The organism is Agrobacterium vaccinii (genome assembly GCF_021310995.1).
GTDB lineage: Bacteria > Pseudomonadota > Alphaproteobacteria > Rhizobiales > Rhizobiaceae > Agrobacterium > Agrobacterium vaccinii.
This window is the reverse complement of record NZ_CP054150.1, coordinates 876,333-899,163: the sequence shown is the minus strand read 5'-3', so window position 1 is coordinate 899,163 and position 22,831 is coordinate 876,333. Positions and strand designations below refer to the sequence as shown.

The window sequence follows — 22,831 nt, the reverse complement described above, 5'->3', positions numbered from 1 at the left end:
AATGCTGTTCTTGAAATCGATTAAAGCCACAACCACAGATTCGCGCAATCTGGAAGAAAGCAATTTAGCATTAAAGTCGAAGCGTTGCCGTCTTGCTGTTGCAACTTCGTCACAAATCGACCTCAAGTCGGTCAAGGTGTTAACGATCTCTTACCGGCAAACTGACATTCACCGACCCGGAACTTTCCAGAAGCTATTACGCAAAACAAAAAAAACCCGGCTCGAAAGCCGGGTTTTCCATCACTGACAAAAGTCAGATCAGATTAGAAGTTGCGCTGCAGGCGAACGAAGCCGGTGACCTGATCGCCACGGTCGTCTTCGTCGTAGTAGTTTGCAGTAACCTTCGTGGTCAAGCCTTCGGTGAGCTTGTAGTCAACCGTTACGCCAGCAGTCCAAGCATCGCGGTTCGACCAGTCGTCGCCACGACGAACCGTTGTGGAGTCGCCGGAAATCGCTGTGCCGAAAGCAGCTGTGTTGGTGCGCTGAGCGTCAGCAACGTTGCCGAAGTACTGAGCAGCAGGCGTGATCGTCAGACGATCTGTAGCCTTGATTGCGTATTCAGCAGCAACAACCCATTCAGCCTTGTTGAAGTATGCAGAGCCGCCGGTTGCATAGATACCAGCCAGGCCCAGTGTGCCAGGACCGATGTCAGCAGTACCCATCAGGCGAACTGCGCCTTCTTCCTGGTCAACGTCATAGCCGCCGATCAGCTGAAGTGTGAAGCCAGCGAGCTTGGTGCCAACGCCAGCAGAAATACCAACGTTGTTGTCGGCTTCCGCAGCGGCAGCCAAGGCAGCGTTAGCAACACCGAGGACTGGTGCGCGAACTGTGCGAACGTTCAGACCTTCGAGTTCGTCAACCGAAATACCGGCCCAGAAAGAGCCTGCGTCGTAGGTGTAACGAATGGAGTTGAACAGTGTTGCAGTGTTCAGGTAGTCAGTTTCGCCAGAAAGGCTGTCGTCCCACCAGTTGTAGAACTTACCGACCTTGAGGCCGCCAACTTCGATGAAAGCCTGCTGGATGTTGAGACCGGCAGAGTCTGCGTTGTCAGCATCGCCACGGAATTCGATGAAGCCACGAACTGCACCGAGTTCGGTGTCTGTCTTGGTGTCAACGTTGAACTGAGCACGTGTGAACGAATCCCAGTCAGAAGTGCCGGAACGGTCGCGGCTGATGTCTGTCTGGAAACGAACGTAACCAGAGAACTTCAGGCAGGTTTCGGTGCCAGGGATGTAGAAGAAGCCTGTGCCGAAAGCGTCGCAAACGCGAACGTATTCCATTGGCTCTGGCTCAGCAGCGACGATAGCGTCGGCAGCCTGGGCGCCAGATACTGCTGCGAGAGCTGCAGCGGAGCCGATCAAAAGGCTCTTAATGTTCATGTTGACCTCCAGTCAAGTTTCAAAAGGGTCTGGGTTCTTAAGCTGAAGGACAGCATTCCCTGCCCCATTCCCGTGTTCTTTGAAAACGGACGATCCACCGCCTCGCTTCCGTTGCCGAAAATACAAAAGGATGGCGCAGTTGCAATCGGCAATGATGGATATGACAGCTTTGTGGGCCTGCTTCATTTTGCGTTGTTGCTGAAACAACACATTTGCGGGGTCTGGCGGCATCAAACGTTTACAGAATATTAAAAAATGCCTTTTGAATCCAAGGCTTATCCCCTCGCCATCGAGAGTGCCGCCATGTGGATGAGGTGGCTTGATGCCCTTGTAAGCCCGCATTCTCAAGGATTTTGGTGGGCCAGCGCATCGCCTGCGGTAACCACGCTGCACACTTCCTATATAGCAATGCAGCTGTTTGGGCGGATGAACAACGCCGATTCCTCTGAACCGATTCTCTTTGCCTTTGTGAGAACTTACTGATTCTCTGTTCTTCAACCGCCATGCCCTTGAGAAAACATGGGAGGAAACGGTTCTTTTTCGTCTCTTTATAGAAAAGGCCTTGCATTCAATTTTTATACGCCATAATCAGGCGGCACCGGAGAGGTGGCCGAGTGGTCGAAGGCGCTCCCCTGCTAAGGGAGTATACGTCAAAAGCGTATCGTGGGTTCGAATCCCATCCTCTCCGCCATAATCACAAAACCCCCATTCAAAATCTGAACACATGAATTCGCTGCATTGCGGAACATTTCGTTTGGCCGCTGCGTTATCACCCCGGAAACAGCAAGAGGTGATTTCACATGGCTCAGACCAAATTGAACGTTGTCGAAGATACAGTTGAGAATCAGATTGCAGAGCTGCGTGCGCAGATCTCTTCCCTGTCCAAGTCGGTTTCGGCGCGGGCTGGCACACTTTCCGAAGACGCTTCGGAATTTGTGGATGAGGCACGCGGCCGTGTACAGCGCGTCGCGCAGACAGCTGCACAGACCGTGAAGGCGCAGGGCCACAATGTGGTCGAGGCCGTCAAAGAAAATCCAGGCACCGCGACATCGCTGCTGACAGTTGTCGGCGCGTTGGGCTTTGCACTTGGTTACTGCGTGGCCAACGCCGCGACAGAGCAAAAGAGCAGCCTTTATCGCTGGCGCTAAGCTCTGACTTCAAGACATTCGAGAGGCAAGGAGCGTTTAGCTCCTTGCCTTTTTCGTTATTGGGATGGGAGAGACATGATGATGTTCAATGAGGAACTCGAAACGGCATTGGCCGCCTTCGTGCAAGAAAGCGGCCTTGATCGAGAAGAGGCGATACAGCGGATTGTGCGTGAGTGGTTGGTGCGGGAAGGCTTTCTGTTTTCCGGCCAAGAGGGCATTCGCCCGGAAAAACTCAATGCAAGCAACGATGACTGAGCAGTTTCAGTAGCTCGATGCCTTCTCCGGCGCGCCGCCCTTGTAACGCGCGCAGAGCGACCGGATGGCGTTGGAAAACTCCGTGACATCTGCGCCAACGGCCACGAATGATGCGCCGAGTTCGAGATAGCGCTTATTGTAGGTCTCGTTGAAGGTCAGAATACCAGCGGCTTTGCCGGATGCGACGATCTTGCGAATGGCCGCTTCGATGGTCTCCTGCACCTCCGGCTCGTCGATCCGCCCGAGATAGCCCATATCGGCTGCCAAATCGGCAGGGCCGATGAAGACGCCGTCGATACCATCCACCTGCAATATATTGTCGAGATCGGCGATGGCCGCGCGCGTTTCTGCCTGCACCAGCAAACACAGGCCATCGGATGCGTTTTGCGCGTAATTGTCGATGGTGTTGAAGCCCGACGCTCTGGCCACAACGGCGCCCATGCCGCGAATGCCACGCGGCGGGTAATGCATGGCGGCAACGAGTTGCGTTGCTTGCGCAGCCGAATCGACCATCGGAACCAGAAGCGTGCGCGCACCGGCATCCAGCAATTGCTTGATGATCCAGCTTTCCCCCACGGGAACACGCACCACAGGCTCAGCGGGGAATGGCGCTAGCGCGCGTAACTGGTCGATGATGCTGCGCAGATCGTTGGGGCCGTGCTCACCATCGATCACCAGCCAGTCGAAACCGGCTGTTCCGGCAATTTCCGCCGTGATCGCCTCACCCATATCCAGCCAGAGGCCGATTTGCGGTTTGCCGTCGCGAATGGCGGTCTTGAAGCGGTTTTCCTCGGCGCGCATGGGTGTTCCTTCAGGCCAGCAGCAATTTCAGATCGGCAGAATGATCGGCCAGAATGGCACGGTCCGGCTGTTTGCCGGTCTCCAGCAGCTTTTTGCCGCTGACATAGGCCTTGGCATCGTTGATGGCATCCACGGCAATGAAGCGGCCCGCACGGAAATACCAGATGGAATGGCTGCCTTCCCGTTGGCCGGGCCGCAGCACCGTCTCATCGTAACCCATGTTGAACCCGGCAATCTGCAACTTCACATCATATTGGTCGGACCAGAACCATGGCTTGGGCTGATAGGGTTTTTCCTCGCCGGTCAGGACGAGAGCCGCCGCTTCGGCCTGATCGACCGCGTTCTGCACCGATTCGAGCCGCACCCGCGCGCCATCGAGCGGCAAAAGCGCGCAATCGCCCATGGCGTGAATATTAGGATCGGATGTGCGGGTGAATTCATCGACCAGAATCCCGTTGCCGATATCGAGGCCCGAATCACGCGCCAGCCGATCATTCGGCAAAACGCCGATACCGACGATGACGAAATCCACGGATAGCACCGTTCCGTCTGAAAGCTCGGCTGCGCTGACATGGCCATCCGTGCCGATCAACCGCACGAGGCCGGTCTTCTCGCGGATGGAAACGCCGTGCGCGTTGTGAATGTCGCGCATGATGCGTGCTGTTTCGGGGGCGGCCACGCGTTGCAAGATGCGGTCGGCCATTTCGATCAGCGTCACCTCCAGCCCCAGGTTTCGCGCAACGGCTGCCGCTTCCAGCCCGATGTAACCGCCACCGATCACCAACAATCTGCGCCCCGGCTTCATCTCTTCCATCAGCCGGTCGGCATCGCGCTCGTCTCGCACCGTCAAGACTCCTTCGAGATCGCCACCAACACCGGCTGGCAGGGTGCGCGGGGCAGAGCCCGTTGCCAGCGCCAGCTTGTCATAGGCAAGCGTGCTGCCATCCTGCATGCGCACCGTCTTCGCCGTGCGGTCGATTTCTTCGACCCAGGTGGAGAGACGCACGTCGACATTGTTGTCCGTAAACCATTGGGAATCGCGAAACTGGAGCCTGTCGAAGCTCATCTCGCCCATCAGATATTTCTTGGATAGCGGTGGCCGCTGGTAAGGCAAAACATCTTCCGAACCGATGATCGTAATCGGTCGCTCGTCCTTCAACGCCCGCAGTTTCGCGGCAAGGGAAAAGGCGGCCTGGCCCGCACCAACGATGACGAGTGTGCCTGCCATATGTCGCTCCATCACTCCATGAGATGTCACAGGCGTAACGACAAGTACGCCTGCCGTCAACCGATTAAGGACGAACGGACGCCTCCTCGCCCCCACCCGGCTACAGTTCTGCGCAACCTAATGGCACTACATACGTTTCAAGCTCGAAGCCGGTTCGCGCGGGCTGACATGCTGTGGCATAACGTGCCAGAAACACTGGCGTTTTATCGTTTTTCTTCAGCATTTGGCAATGAAGCGGGCCTATGATTGTAACAAGACAAAAGGCAATCGGGAGGTTGTCATGGCGCTCAACGTAAACATCACTGCAAGCGACGCCGTACCGCACGACGAACTCTATGAGAAATTTCCGGTGGATCGCCCTGGCAAGATAACCTTCATCGGTCATCATCTCAGTGCGAAAAACACCATGCGCTGCCTTATTCGCAACGTCTCGCTCTACGGCGCGGATCTCGAGGTCAGCCCTCACTTGGACATGCCGACGAACTTCTATCTGGAAATTCTCGGCATTCGCGACGAAATCGGCTGCACGCTGATCCGTCGTGAGGCAGAACAGGCTACCGTCGGCTTCAACATGCTGATCGATGCGGAATTCCTGCACCATATTCGCCGCCTGAGTTTCGAAACGGCATTATAGAGTAACCCTGTTTTCCAGGTGCTTGGGAAAACTTTTCAAAATTCCGCCAATTCCATTGGCCTGCCTTGCGCGGGCCAATTTTGATTCTATTGTGAGGTCCGTCTGTCAATAGATAACGGAACTCTCTGAAATGTCCGCATTTTCGCGCTTTACGCCGCTCGCCGCTTCGCTTCCTTCGTCAGTGCCTTTCGTCGGACCAGAGGCTATAGAGCGCAACCGCAAGCTCGCCGTCAAAGCACGGATCGGCGCGAATGAAAGCGGCTTTGGCCCGGCCCCATCGGTGCTGGAAGCCATGAAGCAGGCAGCGTCCGAAACCTGGATGTATGCCGACCCAGAAAATTTCGAATTGCGGGAAGCGCTGGCCATCTATCACGGCATTTCCCGTAACAACATCGCCATCGGCAATGGCGTGGACGGTTTGCTGGGTGAAATCGTGCGGCTGGTGGTGGAGCCGGGAACGCCCGTCGTCACGTCCTTCGGCGGTTATCCCACCTTCAATTACCACGTCACCGGTTACGGCGGGCGTCTGGTGACGACGCCCTATCTGGATGATCACGAGAACCTCGATGGTCTGCTGGACCTCGTCAAGAAAGAGAACGCGCCGCTGGTGTATTTCGCCAATCCCGACAATCCTATGGGAAGCTGGTGGGAAGCAAGCGAAGTCCTGACCTTTGCCAAGGCGCTGCCGGAAAGCTGTCTGCTGGTTCTGGACGAGGCCTATTGCGAGACCGCGCCGGAAAGCGCTATCCCCAGCGTTCGCGCCATGATTGGCATGCCGAATGTGCTGCGTATGCGCACCTTCTCAAAGGCGTACGGCCTTGCAGGCGCGCGCGTTGGTTACGCCATCGGCACGCTGGGCAATGCGCAAGCCTTCGACAAAATCCGCGATCACTTCGGCATGCCCCGGATTTCGATCGCTGCAGCACTCGCAGCACTTAAGGATCAGGCCTATCTGCGCGACGTGGTCAAGCGCATCGCCAACGCCCGCGAGCGCATCTCAACCATCGCCCGCCAGAACGGCCTTTCGCCCCTGCCCTCCGCCACCAACTTCGTCACCATCGATTGCCACAAGGACGGCGCCTACGCCAAAGCCATCGTGGATGGGCTGATGGACCACGGCGTCTTCATCCGCATGCCCGGGGTGGAGCCACTCAACCGTTGCATCCGCGTCAGTGCCGCCCCGGACGCGAAGCTGGATTTGTTTGCAGACGCGCTGCCAAAGGTCTTGAAGGCACTGGAATAGATGGAGTGCGATAATCAACGAATGGTTGATTGCGCATAGCGCTTATGAGAGACTGCATACAGCATCTGTAGTGAGCGCTCGATATGAACGAAGAAGAATTTCAAAAGACAAAAAAAGCACTGCGTGAGACGCGTGAAGCGGCGACGCAGTCAAAGGAATCTGCGCTTCGTTATTTGCAAGACATTGGTATGGTTGATGAAAATGGCGAGTTGACTGCCGAATACAATCATAAAAAAGTTGCCTGATCTGCCTTGCACTCGCTCAACACCTCTTTCGTTCTTGGATATCACGGTTGCAGCAAAACTGTCGCCGCGAGTTTGCTGAACGGCGATCCCTTTCGCCCTAGCGAGAACGCCTATGATTGGCTTGGAAAGGGGATATATTTCTGGGAAGCCAATCCAAGAAGAGGCATCGAGTTTCCGCGATGCCCAAGTCCGAAAAGAACGCGACCCAAACGACGTTGCTGTTGTCGGCGCGATACTTGATCTCGGATTTTGTCTAGATTTATCGTCGTCTCTTGGGGTCGATGCAATCAGCAACGCTTACACGGACTTGAAAGCAATTTTCCAAAAAATACCTGAACTCGATATGCCGAACAATAAACTTGGAGACGACTTGCTTTTGCGTGAGTTGGATTGTGCCGTTATCAATCACCTGCATTCAAGTCGAGAACGCGCTGGCTTGCAAAAATTTGATTCCGTTCGTGGAATTTTTCAGGAAGGCGAGACAGCCTATCCCAACTCAGGCTTTAAGACCCGTACGCACATCCAGATAGCTGTCTGCAATCCTGCCAAAATTCGTGGCGTTTTTCGCGTTCCTTCCTCAGACCTCTAAACAGCTCAGCCAACAAAAAAACCGTGCCAGCCTTGTTTCTGCTGGTCACGGTTTGATGTGTCGGCGTGGATCTGGCCGCTTGCCTTTTAAGGCTTATATTTTGTGCCGACCGGGACTGGAGGATACCGGTTGGGAGGGAATGGCGGACTTGAGCCCGCTCTGTCTTTTTGATGTATCCTTTAAAAGTCTCGCCTGAACTCAGTGCGAGGTCATCCAGTCGCGGGCGGCGCGCAGCGCCGTTGCGAGGTCTGCCTTGCTCATGTTGCGAGCCAGATCGGCACGCAGCGAAACCGCCCGTTCCGAACCCTTGATCGCGGCGATGTTCAGCCACTTGTGGGCAGCGATGAGGTTCACCGGGCAACCACGGCCTGTCGCGTAGATAAGGCCGAGGTTGCAGAAGACGTCCGCGCGGCTTTGGCCACCGGCGACTGCCATTTCGATATCGCGAACTTCAAAGCGTGCCATTTTCTCTATCCTGTTTGCCCGTTTTTTCTCTCTGTCGTCGCCCCTCTGCGGGAGCTTTGGCGGATAGGGCCTTACCGTCTTCTGCGGCTTGTTTTGGCCTTGTCCGTCGGCAGATTTGCTCTGCTCTTTCGATGTCCCCACTATGCCAAACGGGCTTCAACGGGCGCTTAAAATCCATGATTAATAGGGGACAAACAAAGTCCAAACGATTGGTAAAGTTGGGTTTTTGTTAAATATCACAAGCCCCGGAAATTAAGGACTTTGGAGACAATTTTACGAAAAGTTTACGGATGGAATTCAACCCTTTCGTAACCACGTCTCAACTCAGCATTTTTGGATGGATGATTTTCAACGGCGCAAAGAGCTGAAAATCGCCGAATTTCGCTGCCGCCCGTATTTCCTTTTACGTCCACGTAAACTATAAATCTGCGTATTCGCATGAGGAGATGCGAGAGCGAGCCTTGGAACTGTGCAAGGTTCAGCCAAAGCTGGATTGGGAGGTCCCTATGAAGAGAATGACGATATTTGCCGCCGCCGCATTTTTGATGGGCAGCGGCGCCTTTGCTGCAGAAGCCATCGAGGGCAACTGGAAGACGGCCAGCGGCGAAACCGCAGCGATCACCCAGTGCGGCTCTGCCTATTGCGTGACCTTGAAGACCGGCAAGCATGCCGGAAAGCAGATCGGCAAGATGAGCGGTAAGGGCAACAGCTATTCCGGCGAAATCACCGACCCCGCCAATGACAAGACCTATGCCGGTACCGGCACCGTTTCGGGCAGCTCGCTCAGCATGAAGGGCTGCGTGCTGAAAGTGCTGTGCAAATCCCAGACATGGACACGGCTCTAATCAGAACGAGGACTGGGCGGCCTAGAACCGCCCATCTTTCTCCATGATGTTACTTTTCGAAATTCTCATCATAAGTGCGGCCATCGCCGCACTCTCATTGCTTATTGTGCATCAAGTGGCGACGCAGATACGAGAGTATTATTTCTACAAAGGGAATGGCTGGGATTTTTCAGTCGACAGCAATTTGGATCGGCTGAAGATCGATGAGAAGATTACCGTTTACAACCTCGACCTAACCAACTGGCAGCGCTTCTATCTGTTTCGCCCGCTCTACGTTCTTAACATGATTGTCCTATTAGGTTTCATGATCTGGTCTTTGGTCTAAATCCAAATCCCACACGAGTGGACGACAATGGCGCGGCTCGCAACCTTAGGGTATATTTGCCAAATTCCCTCCGTCATATCGCTGTAATAAACCCTCTTTAGTTGCCTTCTCTGGAACTATTCCAAACAACGAGCGGATGGAGAGCGCTATGACAAAGATCGACACGAGCAAGCTGAGCTGGGACGAGTGGGACGAACTTCAGAACCCGCCACCAGCAGTGACTGATTTTGATCGCGTGGTGGAATCGGCGATTTCGCGTCGTGGCTTCCTTAGCGGCGTTCTGGCCTTCGGTTCTGCTGCTGCCGCACTGGGCACGTTTGGCAACCTCGCCTCCTCCACATCGGCACAGGCGCAGGAAGCCGCATCGCGCTTTCCATTCAAGCCAATTGCTGCCACCACCGACAACACCATCCACGTGCCCGAAGGCTATAGCTGGAAGCCGGTTGCCAAATGGGGCCAGCCGCTGTTTCCCAACGTGTCGGATATCGACCCGGTCAAGGGTGTAACCATTGAGAACTCGGACAAGGTTTTCGGCGAAAACACCGATGGCATGGAGCTGTTCGTGGTCGGCAGTCATCAGTTGATTGCCGTCAACCATGAATATGTGAACAACGAAACCAACTTGCCCCACCGCGAAAAGGGCATGCCTGCCAATCTGGACGAGGTCAAAATCCTCCAGCACATGCAGGGCGTGACCGTCATGGAAGTGGCGGAAGGCAAGGATGGCTGGGACATCGTGGTCGGTAGCCCGTTCAACCGCCGCATTCACCACAACACGCCGATGACGCTGTCCGGCCCCGCCGCAGGCTCCGAACTGGTCAAGACCAAGACCGATCCCAACGGCATCGACTGTCTTGGCACCTTCAACAATTGCGGCGCGGGCCGCACGCCGTGGGGCACCTACCTGACCTGCGAAGAAAACTTCAACGGCTATTTCGGCTCCACCGACGCCGCCTTCAAGATGCCGGATGATTACAAGCGTTACGGCATCGCGGCCGAGACCCGTTACGGCTATGAGCTGTTTGACGAGCGTTTCGACGTGTCCAAGCACCCCAACGAGCCGCGTCGCGCCGGTTACGTCGTCGAAATCGATCCGTCCAACGCATCCTCCACGCCCATCAAGCGCACGGCCCTTGGCCGCATCAAGCATGAAAACGCCGCCGTCGTCATCGCGCGCGATGGTCGCGTCGTCGTTTATATGGGCGACGACGAGCGTGGCGAGTTCCTCTACAAGTTCGTCTCCAACGGCATCTATGTGCCGGGTGGCGATACGTCCAAGCTCTTGGACGAAGGCACGCTCTACGTCGCCAAGTTCAGCGATGACGGCAATGGCGAGTGGGTGGCGCTGACGCCTGAATCCACCGGCATGAAGATGGACGAGATTTGCGTCTTCACCCGCCAGGCCGCCTCAAAGGTTGGTGCCACCACCATGGACCGCCCGGAATGGGTTGCCATCAACCCCGTCGCCATCGAAGCCTATTGCGCGCTGACCAACAATACCAATCGCGGCGTGACGAAAGACGGCAAGCTACGCGCCAATGGTGGCGGCGATGCCATGGCTCTCAACGCCGCAAACCCGCGCGAAAAGAACGAATACGGCCAGATCGTGCGCTGGTATCCTGAGAATGACGACCATGCCGATGGCAAGTTCAAGTGGGACCTGTTCTGCATGGCCGGCAATCCTGACGTTCACAAGGATGCCTATGCAGGTTCCTCGAACATCAACTCCGGCAACATGTTCAATTCGCCAGATGGCATGATGTTCGATTCGACCGGCCTGCTCTGGATCCAGACGGATGGCGAAGACAGCAATGACGGTCAGTATGCCGGACAGGGCAACAACCAGATGCTGGCAGGCGACCCCGTCACCGGTCGCATCCAGCGCTTCCTAACGGCACCGAAGGGCGCGGAAGTCACCGGCCAGACATGGTCTGCCGATAAGCGCACCCACTTCGTCGGCATTCAGCACCCCGATGCCCCCTTCCCGGATGGCGAAGGCAAGCTGCCCCGCTCGGCTCTCATCGCCGTCAAGCGTGATGACAACGCCATGATCGGCTGATCACGGACACCAATAAAAAAGGCGCCGTTCACGCGGCGCCTTTTTTGATTCTGCTTCAGGCCTTTAAAAACCTGTCAAATCCAGTCGTTGCTGCCACCAGCACTGCAGCCAAGCGGCGGCACAGCGTTGCCGAAGGTCTGGTGCAGCTTGTCGCAACCCCATTTTCTGATTGGCGCTGGCATGCGGCTGTTCAGCTCGATGCCCACTTCGTCGTATGGGCTCTCGGTGTTGGTGACGTAGCTGTACCAACGGTAACCGAAGATCACGACGGCGAAGATCACAACCATCGTCAGCACTCTTATAATTTTCACAGTATGTCCTTACGCGTCACATGAATGTCGACCCGCGCCACAGCTCTTTCGCACGATCTGCATGAGAGCCGCCCTTGCACGGGCCAGGCCCGGTCCTAGCCGGGAAAGCCGGTTTCAGCAAGCAACCTGATCTTTATGCTCACCCCGCCAGTGCGCAGTTGAAAAGGCAGGGTGCATCTGTCAGTTTCGGGCCGGGGGTAACGTAATTTGGAGGACATATTTTCATGCGCATGCTTTTGCCTTGTATCCTTTTGGCCAGTTGCATCATGACCGCACCCGCTTTTGCTGCCGAACCGCCCGCCTCGCCACCGGCAGACCGACCGTTGAACGAATTCGTCACCGCAGTCGAAAAGAACGGATCGATCACATTCCGCCTCTTCGCGCCTGCGGCCAAGGCAGTATCCGTCACTCTCGGCAGCAATGCGCCGCTGGAAATGAAGCGAGCAGACAACGGCGTCTGGAGCGCCAAGAGTGATGTGCTGAAGCCCAATCTCTATGAATATTATTTCAACATAGACGGCTTCCGCAGCATCGATACCGGCACCAATTATCCCAAGCCGCAGCGGCAGGTGAACACCAGCCTCATTCTGGTCCCCGGCAGCATCCTCGATGTGCGCGATGTGCCGCATGGCGAACTTCGCCTCGTCACCATTCCGTCCAAAGCCTTGAAATCCCAGCGCGCAACCTATGTCTACACGCCGCCGGGCTACACGGATGCGTCCGAACCTCTGCCGGTGATGTATCTCTACCACGGCTTTGGCGACACGGTTGCCTCCTGGGTCACCCAGGGCCGCGCCCCGCAAATCCTCGACAATCTCCTGGCCGAGAAGAAAATCGAGCCGATGATCGTGGTCATTCCCGATACGGAAGCCGACATTCCAGAAGCCATCGCGGAAAACTTCCCCGGCGCCGACCGTCGCAAGAACTTCTATCCCATCAATGCCGATGCCATCGATCGCGAACTCGTGGAAGACCTCATCCCCTACATGAAGCAGCACTATAAGGTACGTGACGATGCCGATGGCAGCGCCGTTGTCGGCCTCTCACAGGGCGGCTACCAGTCCCTCGTCTCCGGCCTCACACACTTGGGCACCTTCGGCTGGGTCGCCACCTTCAGCGGCGTCACCACCACAACGGTGCCAAACAAGGCGGTGGACACAGCCCTGAACGAGCCCGACAAGATCAACAAAGCCTTGCGCAACCTCACCGTTACCGTCGGCACAAAAGACGTCGTCACCGGCAAGGACATCGCAGGCCTCAAAGCCACGCTGGACGAAAAGAAGATCGTCCACGACTACACGGATTACAAAGACCTCGGCCACGAGATGGATGTCTGGCGTCCATCGTTCGAGGCGTATTTGCAGAAGGTGTTCAAGAAGTAGAGGCTAACACAATTTGCCGCCTTGTCTCACTGGGGCAAGGCGGCCAATTAAAAGTGTTACCAGCGCCGCTGTTCCTCATGGACCGTCGCGCCATAACGCCACTGGTCGTAGTAACGCACGGCAGTATCCTGCGCATTCCGCAGCAGAACGGGATTGTGCCAAACCATCAGCCCCCCGATAATGATAGCCGCCAGCAAGGCAATGCCGATCAGCTTGCGCACGACAAACAGCACCAGCCAGATCGCAACGACCACAACAACGCCCATTACCAACAGCGAATAGACGTCTTCGGGAATATAGGTCTCAAGGATTTCCATACCTGCTTATAGGGGGAGTGTTTTGGCCGAAGAAAGGCAGCTTGAAAAGCAAGGTAGCTGCGCTGTCGAAATCGACGATCTTTTCATGATCTTGAAAATATTTCCCGAAAACATCAAAGGGCAAGTGCGGTTTTGATGAAGAGAACTCCAGCTACCGCCGTGGCGATAAAGGCCCAGTATTTCATCGGTACAAACATAAACATGTGGCTCGATCGGTTGATCGTCAGCTCTTCACCGGTTTCCTTGTCGATGACGACGCGATCACCATTCTTTTGAAGGGCTGTTCCAAGGACCCAAATGAACGGCGCAGCGACCAACAGAGCTAACGGAAACCATATCGGTTGAGTGGAATATGCCCCCTCACCATAAATTCCATCGACAACCATGTTCATGAGTAATGACACGCCAAACACAATAGCTGCGACGAGATAACCTTGTCCGCTCCAGATCATCATGTCTCCTTTCACATCATCGTTTACCAGAACATAAAACCATGGCTGGCAGATTGATAAACGGCAGCACGTGTAGTGAAAAGTGACAATTGAAACCTGCTTTGTGCCTCATCGTGAAAATCCCTAACATCACAGTACTTGTTGGTTCGACGTCGCAAAACGAGTCATTCAACGTTTGGTTTTTCGAATACTCCCATTATCGACCCGATAGCTGAAAGCAGCATCCCTGCCCCCGCCGCTCTCATCCGTTACGACAAAACTTTCGGCGTCCATTGCCTTTTGTATGGCTCCGGTCACGAAAGAGAAAACGGCCTTGCCATCGCTTCCCCAGAAATCGTTGAGTTTGACGAAGTGGCGACCATCTATGCCCGCAACAATGAGCGTCCCGTTGGAGCGGTAGAGCCCCTTGTCATCCGCCGCCCAGCAGTTGGTCTTAGTTTCGCAGAGAAACCGGAAGCTGCCATCATCCAGCTTCTTCTGATGCTCGCCGCGCAGATAGACACGGGCAGCGTCCGCGGCCCACACCCCACGCTCGCCGAATGTCCGAAAACTGTCGGCATCGGCCTCATCCAGCGTGACGAGAATGTCGTCCGGGCACCCGAACGGCCAGGCCGTGCGCGCATGGGCGGCCACGTAAACCCGCTTATTGTCTTTCGCCAGCGGAACCACTGACCGGAGAACTTGAAACTTCGCCGGGTCGGCATGCTCGACAGGATAGCCGTTGAAATAAACGCCCGCCTTATCTTTCCCGAAAAGGCCCTCGATCGGCAGGAAAGTCTCTCGATCAACACCGTCAATCCGCCTTGATCGGCAAAACACGTTTTCCGCGTCGCGCGCATGAAAGTCATCCAGCGGCTCGAAACTGGCCGGATCTGCGCCGCGCACAAGATTGAAGACCTCTTGGGACGTCCGCATCGTCGTCAGTGTCTCTTTGAAGAACACGGCGTTCGAGGTCCTGTACCAATCACCCGCGATCTGTTCTGCGCCATCTGCATTGAACCGATAAGTGGGATGCCACCAGCCGACGATGTCGGGGTAGTGTTTGGCAAACCAGTCCTTCAACAACATATGGTGCTCTTTGCAGAGCGAATACCGCACGGTCTCATTGAGCTTCGAACTGTTACTCAGCGTCAAGGAATCGAACAGATAGTAGAGATCGTGCTTGTCCCCGACGTAGGGTCCGTTTGCCACCAGAGTGGCCGGATCGAGTTTATCGACGTGGAAAAAACGGGAGCCGGTTTTGACGTACAGGCGATGCTTATCCTTGGCGAAATAGTTAGTGTTTTCCATGAGTGAAAAACTGCGCGGATCAGCACCGGGAATGACCCGATCTTCAAGATAGACTTGGGCGCCGTCCAACCCGTAGTCATCATTCACCACACGAAATCCATCGGCGTCGCTCGTGACGAACTTCGCCTTTTTGTTGCGCTGATGATACCACCAGATACCCTTTTTATCCCGCAGATATCCGCTCCAGAGATACCGATCAGGAGACTGGCTTACCACCGCGAAATCCTGCGGGGAAATGCCACCCTTCACCTCCACCGGTTCGTCGCTGCCATCGACGAGAAAAACTTTTTTGTCTCGAACAGTGAATGCGCCACTCATCACTCTTCCTCCACGTTTGATAGAAACTTTCGAAACTTTATCACAACCAAAACTCAGTATACTGCAATCTTTAGTAAGCCGAAGCCATTACTAACGAACACAAGAAACAAGAAAGAAGAGTTGTGAATGGAGGAATCAACCTGCCCGCCAGATGTTCATGGACCTCATCAAAAGCGGCGGGGCCATCTCCTGCAGGCGCTGCGCATCGCAGCAGGCCTTGCCATTGCTGTTGCGACGGCCATTTATGTGATGGGATTTGGGGGAAACGCTTTATTTGTGCTCGGCGCCTACGTCCTGCTTATTATCGCGTGCGGGCCAGCAATGCTGAAAGTCCTAAGGGTCTGGGTTGCCATTGCAGATGGTGGAGAAGGCATTCTAACGATACTCTTGCTCTTCGTACTTATAGCTCTGCTACCCTTGGCCGCACTGGTTTTTCTCGCTCTTGCGTTGCTGAAAGCCGCTTTTGCTGGCCGAAACAACAAAGCATGAGGCAAGACAGGCATCGACTTCACCCGATGATCGCCGCCTTGAAGTAATAAACCGGCACGAAGGTTTCGCTAGCGATTGGACGATATTCAAAGCGCAGCTCGGCGAATTCCACCATATAGAACCGCGACATCAGGATGAGCGGCTTTCGCTCCCCGGCCGCCAAAAAATGGATTTCCGCCACATCATCCGATTCGTCGCCCGGAGCGCCATAGATTCTCCAATCCTTCTCCTTGGCCAAATCGCTGTCGACAAACACCTCCAGACGAGGGGTATTCTGTCCATCCGTCGTGTAAGAAAGCTTGAATACGAGGTCGAAGACCTCCGCATAAGCGGGATTGAACGGCCATCTGTACAGACTGAACGACGCCCATGTTTCGTCCGCCATTACCGTTTCCATCTCCCGTTGGACGCCACCAATCGTACTCTGTTCCCTGAACCCCACATGAACCCGGCTCTCAGCATCGGTTCAGTCCAAACGTGGCAATGTCGTGTCAACAGTAAGGGACACGGTTACACACAAAGGGGAAATGGGCATGGCAATCTTGGTACGTCGGTTCAGCATCATCGTTTTGTTGATGGCAATTTTCGCGATGTCGTTTGCGGCGCTGGTGGTCAATCCCAACCGCAGCTTTCAGCGGGTCAATGTCGGCGCATCGATCGCCTGCCAGCAAAATCTTTCCACAAACTGCCACATGACGATTTAGGCGATTGACTGACAGGTTTGCCCGCTCAACGCGTAGCGATGGCTGCAGCAGCAAGCGCCATCGCAGCGCCGCTGATTTGATTGATGCGGCGGATCGCACGGCTGTTTTGCAGAAACCTGCGAGCCTTTGACGCAAGAAACACCCAGGAAAGATCGACTGCGATCAGTGTTACGACCAAGGTTGCCAGAAGTTGCGCCCAGCCCATGGCCGTCACACCCTGGATGTCGATCAGCGATGGCATTAATGTCAGATAAAACAGCATGTTCTTTGGGTTGCCGATAGACACCGAAAGGCCTGAAAAGAAGGCCTTCAGGCCGCTTCCTTTGACGGGCAGTTCGCCCTGCGCAACATCGGGCTTTTGCGTGAAAAGCGTCCAGGCCAGATAGAACAGGTAGACGACGCCCAACCATTTGATGATTTCAAAAACCACGTAGAAGGTCGATGCCAGCGCTGCCAATCCTGCGAGAGCAACGCTGAGCCAGATCGCTTCACCAATCCAGATTGCGATCAGAAACGGCAAGACATCGCGAACCCCACGCGACAGCACGCGCGCAACCAGTGCTGCAACGGTTGGCCCGGGGCTGATGCTATCCGCAATCAGAGCTCCGGCGAAAATCAAGAGCGCCATGAGAGTCATGGGAAGACGTTATCCATTGCGCCCTTGAAAGCAAGCGTCACCAACGGTTGTAGCGCGTAATTTTTCAAACGCTCATATTTCTGTCGCTTGCCTGTCGAAATTGGCTCTCTATAATAGGCCATGACAATAGCAAAGCACACGATTCCGCCCCTCGCCTTCATCACGCCGGAGCCTTTCGCGCCGCAGACTTTCACTGATCCGAAAGAAGCCGTGGATGCGTTGACGGCGCTTTATGAGCGCAACACGAATTTCCTCATCAAATCGTTCACCGATCTGGCGCAGGGCGCGCCGATCGAGGGCCGCTACCGGGCGTGTTATCCCCAGGTCAGCATCGAGACATCGACCTTCGGTCATGTCGATTCGCGCCTGTCCTATGGCCACGTCACCTCGCCCGGCGTATACACAACGACGATCACGCGGCCACAGCTTTTCCGGCATTACCTGAAGGAGCAGTTGGGCCTTCTCATCAAGAACCACGGCGTGCATGTCACGGTCGCCGAATCCGCCACGCCCATTCCGCTGCATTTTGCCTTTGGCGAAGGTGCCTATGTGGAAGCGGCAGCGGCCTCTTCCCTGTCGGATGTGCCGCTGCGCGACCTGTTCGATACGCCCGATCTCAACAACACCGATGATCTGATCGCCAATGGCGAATATGATCAGGTGCCGGGCGAGCCCGCGCCGCTGGCGCCGTTTACAGCGCAGCGCATCGATTACTCACTGGCCCGCCTCAGCCACTACACGGCCACCAGCGCCAACCACTTCCAGAACTTCGTACTGTTCACCAACTACCAGTTCTACATCGATGAATTCTCGGCCTGGGCGCGCAAGATGATGGCGGATGGCGGCGAAGGCTATACGGAATTCGTGGAGCCGGGCAACATCGTCACGCAGGCCGGTTCAGACCGCCCGATCACCGATATAACGCTCGGTCGCCTGCCGCAAATGCCCGCCTACCACCTCAAGAAAAAGGGCCATGCGGGCATCACGCTCGTCAATATCGGCGTCGGCCCCTCCAATGCCAAGACGATCACCGACCACGTCGCGGTGCTTCGTCCACACGCATGGCTGATGGTTGGCCACTGCGCAGGTCTTCGCAACAGTCAGCGTCTGGGCGACTATGTTCTGGCGCACGCCTATGTGCGTGAAGACCATGTTCTGGATGATGACCTGCCAGTCTGGGTGCCCATCCCCGCGCTTGCCGAAGTGCAAATGGCGCTGGAGGGCGCGGTTGCCGAGGTGACCGGTTACGAAGGCTTCGAGCTGAAACGCATCATGCGCACCGGCACCGTCGCCACCATCGATAACCGCAACTGGGAACTTCGCGATCAGGCAGGCCCGGTCAAACGCCTGTCGCAATCACGCGCCATCGCGCTAGACATGGAATCCGCCACCATCGCCGCCAACGGCTTCCGCTTCCGCGTGCCCTACGGCACCCTGCTCTGCGTTTCCGACAAGCCCCTGCACGGCGAATTGAAACTGCCCGGCATGGCCACGGAGTTCTACCGCACCCAGGTCGCGCAACACTTGCAGATCGGCATCCGCGCAGTACAAAAGCTCGCCGCCATGCAGAAGGAAACGCTGCATTCGCGCAAGTTGAGAAGCTTTTACGAGACGGCGTTTCAGTAAAATCGCGGCAGGACGATCAGAAAATCGTTCGAACCGGGCCGCAACCCTACCTCTTCTTCGGCACGAACAGCGCCAGCGTCGTGCCGATCAGCGATGAGATGATAACCAACAGGTGGACGTTGACGGCGGCCTGTCCGAGGATGGATAGCGCGGCTTCACCGGATGCTGCGCCAAAGCCGATGGCACCGGCAATGATTCCAGCAGGATAGGTCCCTACCCCGCCCGGTGCGTGGATGGGTAAAACCGAGGACAGCTCACCGCCGAGTGCACCGCCAAAGCCCGGTGGCAAAGCGATGTTTCCCATCAGCATCAGCACCCATGCCAGCACGGCGATTTTGACGAACCAGTTGATCAGCGTCACGCCCCAGGCGCGCAGGAAGGCAATGTTGTCAGCAGGCAAGCCCGCCTGCACCTCGGCCATCAGCTTGATGAGCTTCGGCGAAGGAATGCGCCCGACCAGCTTGAACAGCACCGCGCGAACACCAAAGCCGAACGCGGGTAGCAGCAAGAACGCGCTCCAGCCCAGCCATATCAACACGCCACCTTTTTCCAGCGCCAGTCCTACGCCCGCAGCGGCAAGCAGGGCGTGGAGATCGAACAGGCGCATGACGAACAGCGCAGATGTGCCGCGCAACAGCCCCACGTCGAATTCCTTGCGCATCAACAGCGGAAAACTGGTCTCACCACTGCGAAAGGGCAACATAATGTTGAGCAAATTGTGGATCTGCACGACCCTGAAAAGGGCTGCAAAACGCCCATTGGTTTCGCGCGGAAAGTAATCGTAAATGCGCCAGGTGCGCAGCACATAGGTGGAGACCAGTAGTGCAAGAGCCAGCACGATTTCGCCCCACCCGGCGGTGCGCCAGAGGTCGAAAATGCTGCGCCAGCCCCACATCCACTGTATGAAGCCCGCATAGGCGGCAATCACCAGCACGGTGAAAAGCGTCATCGCGTTGCGGCTAAGCCACGCCGTTGGTTTCATAGTGCCCGGATTCCCTGTCAAACTACGGCCTTATCTGGACAAAAACCCTGGGGCGTCCTATCCGGCTGAGAGTATATGTCCCATGCCTTAACTGGAGAGAGCCTCGGTGCCAACAACGACTGCGTTTCGCGACGAGTTTCTGATGAAAGATACACCGGAACTATCGCTTGTCGTGCCGATTTTCAATGAGCAGGAAAGCGTTGGCCCGCTGATCGAGCGTGTGGTGGAGGCCATGTCCTCCTATGCTGCTGGCTGGGAACTCATTCTGGTCGATGATGGCAGCACGGATGCGACCATTGCCAATGCGCGGCCCTATCTCTCGCAGGACGGTCTGTCGCTGAAGATCGTCGCATTGCAGCGCAATTTCGGCCAGACCGCTGCCATGCAGGCGGGCATCGACAATGCTCGCGGGCGCCTCATCGCAACGCTCGATGGCGACTTGCAGAATGACCCCAAGGACATACCCATGCTGGTCGCGGAGCTCGAGCGCCGGGAACTGGACCTTCTGGTGGGCTGGCGCAAAAACCGGCAGGACGGGCTGTTTCTGCGCAAGGTCCCCTCCTGGATCGCCAACCGGCTGATCGGCAGGATTACCGGCGTGCGCCTGCACGACTATGGTTGCAGCCTCAAGATATACCGCTCATCCGTCATCAAACAGGTGAAGCTGATGGGTGAAATGCACCGCTTCATTCCGGCCTGGGTGGCCGGCGTGGTGCCCAGCACGCGCATCGGGGAAATGCCGGTAACCCACCATGCCCGACAGTTCGGCGCATCGAAATACGGCATTTCGCGCACATTCCGTGTCATTCTCGACCTGCTGTCGGTCATGTTCTTCATGCGCTACAAGGCGCGTCCGGGGCATTTCTTCGGCTCGCTCGGCCTCGGTCTCGGCGCACTCGCCACCGTCATCCTGTTTTATCTTTGCGTAGACAAGTTCATCTTCGGCAACGATATCGGCACACGTCCGATGCTGATGGTGGGTGTCGTATTGCTTTTGTCGTCGGTGCAGATGATTACCACCGGCATCCTCGCCGAAATGATCGCCCGGCTCTATTACCGCGATGAGCGGACCCCGAATTACATCGTCGCCAAGACCTTCACCGCAACCGAGTCCTGAGCCCCATGCGCAAAGCACTTTCCCGCAATGCCGATGTGGTTCTGGTGCTGATTGCGGGATATTTCCTGCTTGCGGTCGCGGCCCGGCTTATCCGCTCGCCAGCTCTCGAAGTAGACGAGACGCAACAGGCACTATTTTCGCAGTTTCTGCTGTTTGGCTATGGTTCACAACCGCCCATCTACACATGGCTGCAATATGGCGCCAACAGCATTCTCGGCGCGTCCGTCGCGGCCTTGAGCCTGTTGAAAAACGGCCTGATGTTTCTCTGTTGTCTCTACGTCTGGTTGGCCGCGCGCCTGCTCATCCGCGAAAAAGCGCTGGTGAACATAGCCACGCTAGGCGTTATCACGCTGCCGACCGTTTTCGTCATGGTGCAGCGTGATCTTTCGCACACGGTGCTGGCGCTTTTTGCAGTGGCCCTGTTCATCTATGCCTTGTTCAGCACGTTGCAGAAACCCACGGCTTGGGGCTACATCCTGACCGGTGCTGCCATCGGTCTCGGCGCATTGTCGAAATACAATTTCGTCGTTCTCCCCGTTGCTGCCTTGATCGCGATCGCACTCGAAAAGGACATGCGCGCGCGTCTGCTCGACTGGCGCATGCTGCTGACCATCGCCGCTGCACTGGTCATCGCGACCCCACATATTATGTGGGTGCGGGATCACCTCAATCTGGCCGTCAGCCAGACCACGACCGAGATGCGGGAAGGCGATGACGACGTGGTCTTTCATGCGCTCGAAGGCTCCCTCGAACTCCTGTTCGCCTTCGTGAAAGGCATGGCGCTGACCACCGTCATCTACGCCCTACTGTTCTTCAAGGACCTCAAGGCCATCATCCGCGCCAACGATCAATCCACGCGAATCGTTGGCCGTATCATCCTGATTTCATTCATCTGTGTCATGTTTATCATCTGGGGTTTGGGTGCCACGCAGGTGCGCCAGAAGTGGGTCACGGTCTATCTGTTGCTGTGGCCACTTTACCTTGCTCTCAAGGTTCAGGCCGCAGGCATCCTTGCGGAACGCAAACTGCCATCGATGCTGGCGATCACGGCCACCTTGTCCGTCGGCTTCGTCATCGTCCTGCTGTCGCGTGGATTGATCGCCCCCTATTTCGAGCGCTATTCGCTGGTTCACATTCCCTATGACAAATTCGGCGAAGCGGTGCGCAAGGATGGCCAACCGGAGCCGCGTTATGTCATCGCCTCAGGCGGTCTGGTGGGCGGTAATCTGAAAATGCAGTTCCCCAATGCAACGGTCTTTTCCGGCAACAAGGATATCGAAACACTGCCGGCGAAATGGCCCGCCGGAGCAATCGTTCTGCTGGCTGGAACCAGTGACGATGGCGTCATGCCGGAAAATCCGGGCGCCGAACTGGCGAAGCTTGCCCAGCGGTCTGCCCTGCCATCGCCGACGGAAATACGGAATGCCAACGTGCCCTATACCGGCAAGGGCAACAAGCGCCATGCATTCTATTACGCCTGGGAAACCATACCTGCGCGGTAGAGCACCTGTCGCCACTCACACCGACCTGATCTGCGCTTCAACGCGGATTAGAAAATTCACCGAATTGGCAATGAAGCATTTCTCGTGCGCGTCGTTGTGCAGTTCCTGTGCCGTCTGCGCATCGCCCTTGGAGATGGTCACGATCGGCTTCAGCACCACTTCGGTGAACTGCCCAGCCCCGTCTTTCGCCAGCACCATCGTGCCCTCTGGCTCATCCACGTAATCCGTCACCACCACGCCGGAGACGGCACAGAAGTGCAGATACCAGAGCTTGTGGCAGGCAGACACGGAGGCCAGCAGCAACTCCTCCGGGTTCCAGCGCGATGCGTCTCCCCGGAAGGCCGGGTCGGATGAGCCTGATATATCGGCCTTGCCCTCGGCTGAAATAAGATGGTTGCGGTCGTAGTCGCGGTAGCCGGATGTGCCGGTGCCGCGATTGCCGGTCCATTCGATTTTCACCCGGTAGTGATGCTCGTTGTCTGCCACGT

28 protein-coding genes and 1 tRNA gene are annotated in these 22,831 nt (G+C 56.2%); 17 read left to right on the top strand and 12 right to left on the bottom strand.

The genetic code is table 11. The annotated features are described in order from the left end of the window. Positions 1–263 precede the first annotated feature (263 nt). Entirely contained in the window at positions 264–1,379 is a 1,116-nt protein-coding gene (locus HRR99_RS04560; RefSeq protein WP_233122943.1) for a porin, read from the bottom strand. Between the two features lie 255 nt (positions 1,380–1,634). Between HRR99_RS04560 and HRR99_RS04555 the strand changes: the two genes are divergently transcribed. The 4 genes from HRR99_RS04555 to HRR99_RS04540 all read left to right on the top strand — a co-directional run bounded on the left by HRR99_RS04555 (position 1,635) and on the right by HRR99_RS04540 (position 2,782). Further along, a complete protein-coding gene (locus HRR99_RS04555; RefSeq protein WP_233122942.1) occupies positions 1,635–1,862 on the top strand; it encodes a hypothetical protein in 228 nt (75 codons plus the stop codon). Between the two features lie 117 nt (positions 1,863–1,979). After that, positions 1,980–2,070, top strand: a tRNA-Ser gene (locus tag HRR99_RS04550). A 109-nt stretch (positions 2,071–2,179) separates the two neighbouring features. Then, entirely contained in the window at positions 2,180–2,527 is a 348-nt protein-coding gene (locus tag HRR99_RS04545) for a hypothetical protein (protein WP_111841603.1), read from the top strand. 75 nt (positions 2,528–2,602) lie between these two features. Further along, entirely contained in the window at positions 2,603–2,782 is a 180-nt protein-coding gene (locus HRR99_RS04540; RefSeq protein WP_233123572.1) for a hypothetical protein, read from the top strand. A 6-nt stretch (positions 2,783–2,788) separates the two neighbouring features. Here the strand turns inward: HRR99_RS04540 and HRR99_RS04535 are convergent, their stop codons facing one another. Further along, positions 2,789–3,583, bottom strand: a complete 795-nt coding sequence (locus HRR99_RS04535; protein WP_233122941.1) for an aldolase/citrate lyase family protein — start codon at positions 3,581–3,583, stop codon at positions 2,789–2,791. Positions 3,584–3,593: 10 nt separating this feature from the next. After that, positions 3,594–4,811 (bottom strand): NAD(P)/FAD-dependent oxidoreductase, encoded by a 1,218-nt coding sequence (locus HRR99_RS04530; protein ID WP_233122940.1) that lies wholly within the window; start codon positions 4,809–4,811, stop codon positions 3,594–3,596. Positions 4,812–5,091: 280 nt separating this feature from the next. On the opposite strand from HRR99_RS04530, the gene HRR99_RS04525 reads away from it, so the two are divergent. From HRR99_RS04525 to HRR99_RS04510, 4 genes are all read left to right on the top strand, one after another. Beyond that, entirely contained in the window at positions 5,092–5,445 is a 354-nt protein-coding gene (locus tag HRR99_RS04525) for a hypothetical protein (protein WP_111841600.1), read from the top strand. A gap of 130 nt (positions 5,446–5,575) precedes the next feature. Further along, positions 5,576–6,688, top strand: coding sequence for a pyridoxal phosphate-dependent aminotransferase (locus HRR99_RS04520; RefSeq protein WP_233122939.1), 1,113 nt, complete (start codon positions 5,576–5,578; stop codon positions 6,686–6,688). Between the two features lie 83 nt (positions 6,689–6,771). Continuing rightward, positions 6,772–6,933, top strand: a complete 162-nt coding sequence (locus HRR99_RS04515) for a hypothetical protein (protein WP_233122938.1) — start codon at positions 6,772–6,774, stop codon at positions 6,931–6,933. Between the two features lie 112 nt (positions 6,934–7,045). Continuing rightward, a complete protein-coding gene (locus HRR99_RS04510; protein ID WP_233122937.1) occupies positions 7,046–7,522 on the top strand; it encodes a hypothetical protein in 477 nt (158 codons plus the stop codon). Positions 7,523–7,720: 198 nt separating this feature from the next. On the opposite strand, the gene HRR99_RS04505 is transcribed toward HRR99_RS04510, so the two are convergent. Next, a complete protein-coding gene (locus HRR99_RS04505; protein ID WP_045231893.1) occupies positions 7,721–7,987 on the bottom strand; it encodes an SEL1-like repeat protein in 267 nt (88 codons plus the stop codon). Positions 7,988–8,493: 506 nt separating this feature from the next. On the opposite strand from HRR99_RS04505, the gene HRR99_RS04500 reads away from it, so the two are divergent. The 3 genes from HRR99_RS04500 to HRR99_RS04490 all read left to right on the top strand — a co-directional run bounded on the left by HRR99_RS04500 (position 8,494) and on the right by HRR99_RS04490 (position 11,216). Beyond that, a complete protein-coding gene (locus HRR99_RS04500; protein WP_233122936.1) occupies positions 8,494–8,832 on the top strand; it encodes a DUF2147 domain-containing protein in 339 nt (112 codons plus the stop codon). Between the two features lie 43 nt (positions 8,833–8,875). Further along, positions 8,876–9,157 carry a hypothetical protein gene (locus HRR99_RS04495; protein WP_233122935.1) on the top strand — a complete coding sequence of 94 codons (282 nt, stop codon included), beginning with the start codon at positions 8,876–8,878 and terminating at the stop codon, positions 9,155–9,157. 148 nt (positions 9,158–9,305) lie between these two features. Further along, complete coding sequence (locus tag HRR99_RS04490; protein ID WP_233122934.1) at positions 9,306–11,216, top strand: PhoX family protein; 1,911 nt, start codon at positions 9,306–9,308, stop codon at positions 11,214–11,216. A gap of 74 nt (positions 11,217–11,290) precedes the next feature. Here HRR99_RS04490 and HRR99_RS04485 read toward each other — a convergent pair whose 3' ends face one another. Beyond that, entirely contained in the window at positions 11,291–11,503 is a 213-nt protein-coding gene (locus HRR99_RS04485) for a hypothetical protein (RefSeq protein ID WP_065698440.1), read from the bottom strand. A gap of 290 nt (positions 11,504–11,793) precedes the next feature. Here HRR99_RS04485 and HRR99_RS04480 point away from each other — a divergent pair, with 290 nt between their 5' ends. Continuing rightward, on the top strand, positions 11,794–12,909 hold the full coding sequence (locus HRR99_RS04480; RefSeq protein WP_233122933.1) for an esterase: 1,116 nt from the start codon (positions 11,794–11,796) through the stop codon (positions 12,907–12,909). Positions 12,910–12,965: 56 nt separating this feature from the next. On the opposite strand, the gene HRR99_RS04475 is transcribed toward HRR99_RS04480, so the two are convergent. The 3 genes from HRR99_RS04475 to HRR99_RS04465 form a co-directional block, all read right to left on the bottom strand. Next, entirely contained in the window at positions 12,966–13,226 is a 261-nt protein-coding gene (locus HRR99_RS04475) for a hypothetical protein (RefSeq protein ID WP_111841595.1), read from the bottom strand. A 113-nt stretch (positions 13,227–13,339) separates the two neighbouring features. Next, positions 13,340–13,681, bottom strand: coding sequence for a hypothetical protein (locus HRR99_RS04470; RefSeq protein ID WP_233122932.1), 342 nt, complete (start codon positions 13,679–13,681; stop codon positions 13,340–13,342). A gap of 165 nt (positions 13,682–13,846) precedes the next feature. Continuing rightward, the gene (locus HRR99_RS04465; protein ID WP_233122931.1) at positions 13,847–15,286 is read right to left on the bottom strand and encodes a DKNYY domain-containing protein; all 1,440 of its coding nucleotides are present in this window, start codon (positions 15,284–15,286) and stop codon (positions 13,847–13,849) included. Positions 15,287–15,412: 126 nt separating this feature from the next. On the opposite strand from HRR99_RS04465, the gene HRR99_RS04460 reads away from it, so the two are divergent. After that, entirely contained in the window at positions 15,413–15,775 is a 363-nt protein-coding gene (locus HRR99_RS04460) for a hypothetical protein (protein ID WP_233122930.1), read from the top strand. A 19-nt stretch (positions 15,776–15,794) separates the two neighbouring features. On the opposite strand, the gene HRR99_RS04455 is transcribed toward HRR99_RS04460, so the two are convergent. Continuing rightward, entirely contained in the window at positions 15,795–16,160 is a 366-nt protein-coding gene (locus HRR99_RS04455) for a hypothetical protein (RefSeq protein WP_233122929.1), read from the bottom strand. Positions 16,161–16,308: 148 nt separating this feature from the next. Between HRR99_RS04455 and HRR99_RS04450 the strand changes: the two genes are divergently transcribed. After that, entirely contained in the window at positions 16,309–16,479 is a 171-nt protein-coding gene (locus HRR99_RS04450) for a hypothetical protein (RefSeq protein WP_233123571.1), read from the top strand. A gap of 25 nt (positions 16,480–16,504) precedes the next feature. On the opposite strand, the gene HRR99_RS04445 is transcribed toward HRR99_RS04450, so the two are convergent. Beyond that, on the bottom strand, positions 16,505–17,116 hold the full coding sequence (locus HRR99_RS04445; RefSeq protein ID WP_233122928.1) for a LysE family translocator: 612 nt from the start codon (positions 17,114–17,116) through the stop codon (positions 16,505–16,507). A gap of 120 nt (positions 17,117–17,236) precedes the next feature. Between HRR99_RS04445 and amn the strand changes: the two genes are divergently transcribed. After that, positions 17,237–18,742: an AMP nucleosidase gene (amn, locus tag HRR99_RS04440; RefSeq protein WP_233122927.1), complete on the top strand. Its 1,506-nt coding sequence runs from the start codon at positions 17,237–17,239 to the stop codon at positions 18,740–18,742. Between the two features lie 46 nt (positions 18,743–18,788). On the opposite strand, the gene HRR99_RS04435 is transcribed toward amn, so the two are convergent. Then, on the bottom strand, positions 18,789–19,724 hold the full coding sequence (locus HRR99_RS04435; RefSeq protein WP_233122926.1) for a lysylphosphatidylglycerol synthase transmembrane domain-containing protein: 936 nt from the start codon (positions 19,722–19,724) through the stop codon (positions 18,789–18,791). Positions 19,725–19,866: 142 nt separating this feature from the next. Here HRR99_RS04435 and HRR99_RS04430 point away from each other — a divergent pair, with 142 nt between their 5' ends. Next, on the top strand, positions 19,867–20,841 hold the full coding sequence (locus tag HRR99_RS04430; RefSeq protein WP_233123416.1) for a glycosyltransferase family 2 protein: 975 nt from the start codon (positions 19,867–19,869) through the stop codon (positions 20,839–20,841). Between the two features lie 5 nt (positions 20,842–20,846). After that, positions 20,847–22,343 (top strand): ArnT family glycosyltransferase, encoded by a 1,497-nt coding sequence (locus HRR99_RS04425; RefSeq protein WP_233122925.1) that lies wholly within the window; start codon positions 20,847–20,849, stop codon positions 22,341–22,343. A 15-nt stretch (positions 22,344–22,358) separates the two neighbouring features. On the opposite strand, the gene HRR99_RS04420 is transcribed toward HRR99_RS04425, so the two are convergent. Next, positions 22,359–22,829 (bottom strand): OsmC family protein, encoded by a 471-nt coding sequence (locus HRR99_RS04420; protein ID WP_233122924.1) that lies wholly within the window; start codon positions 22,827–22,829, stop codon positions 22,359–22,361. Positions 22,830–22,831 lie beyond the last annotated feature (2 nt).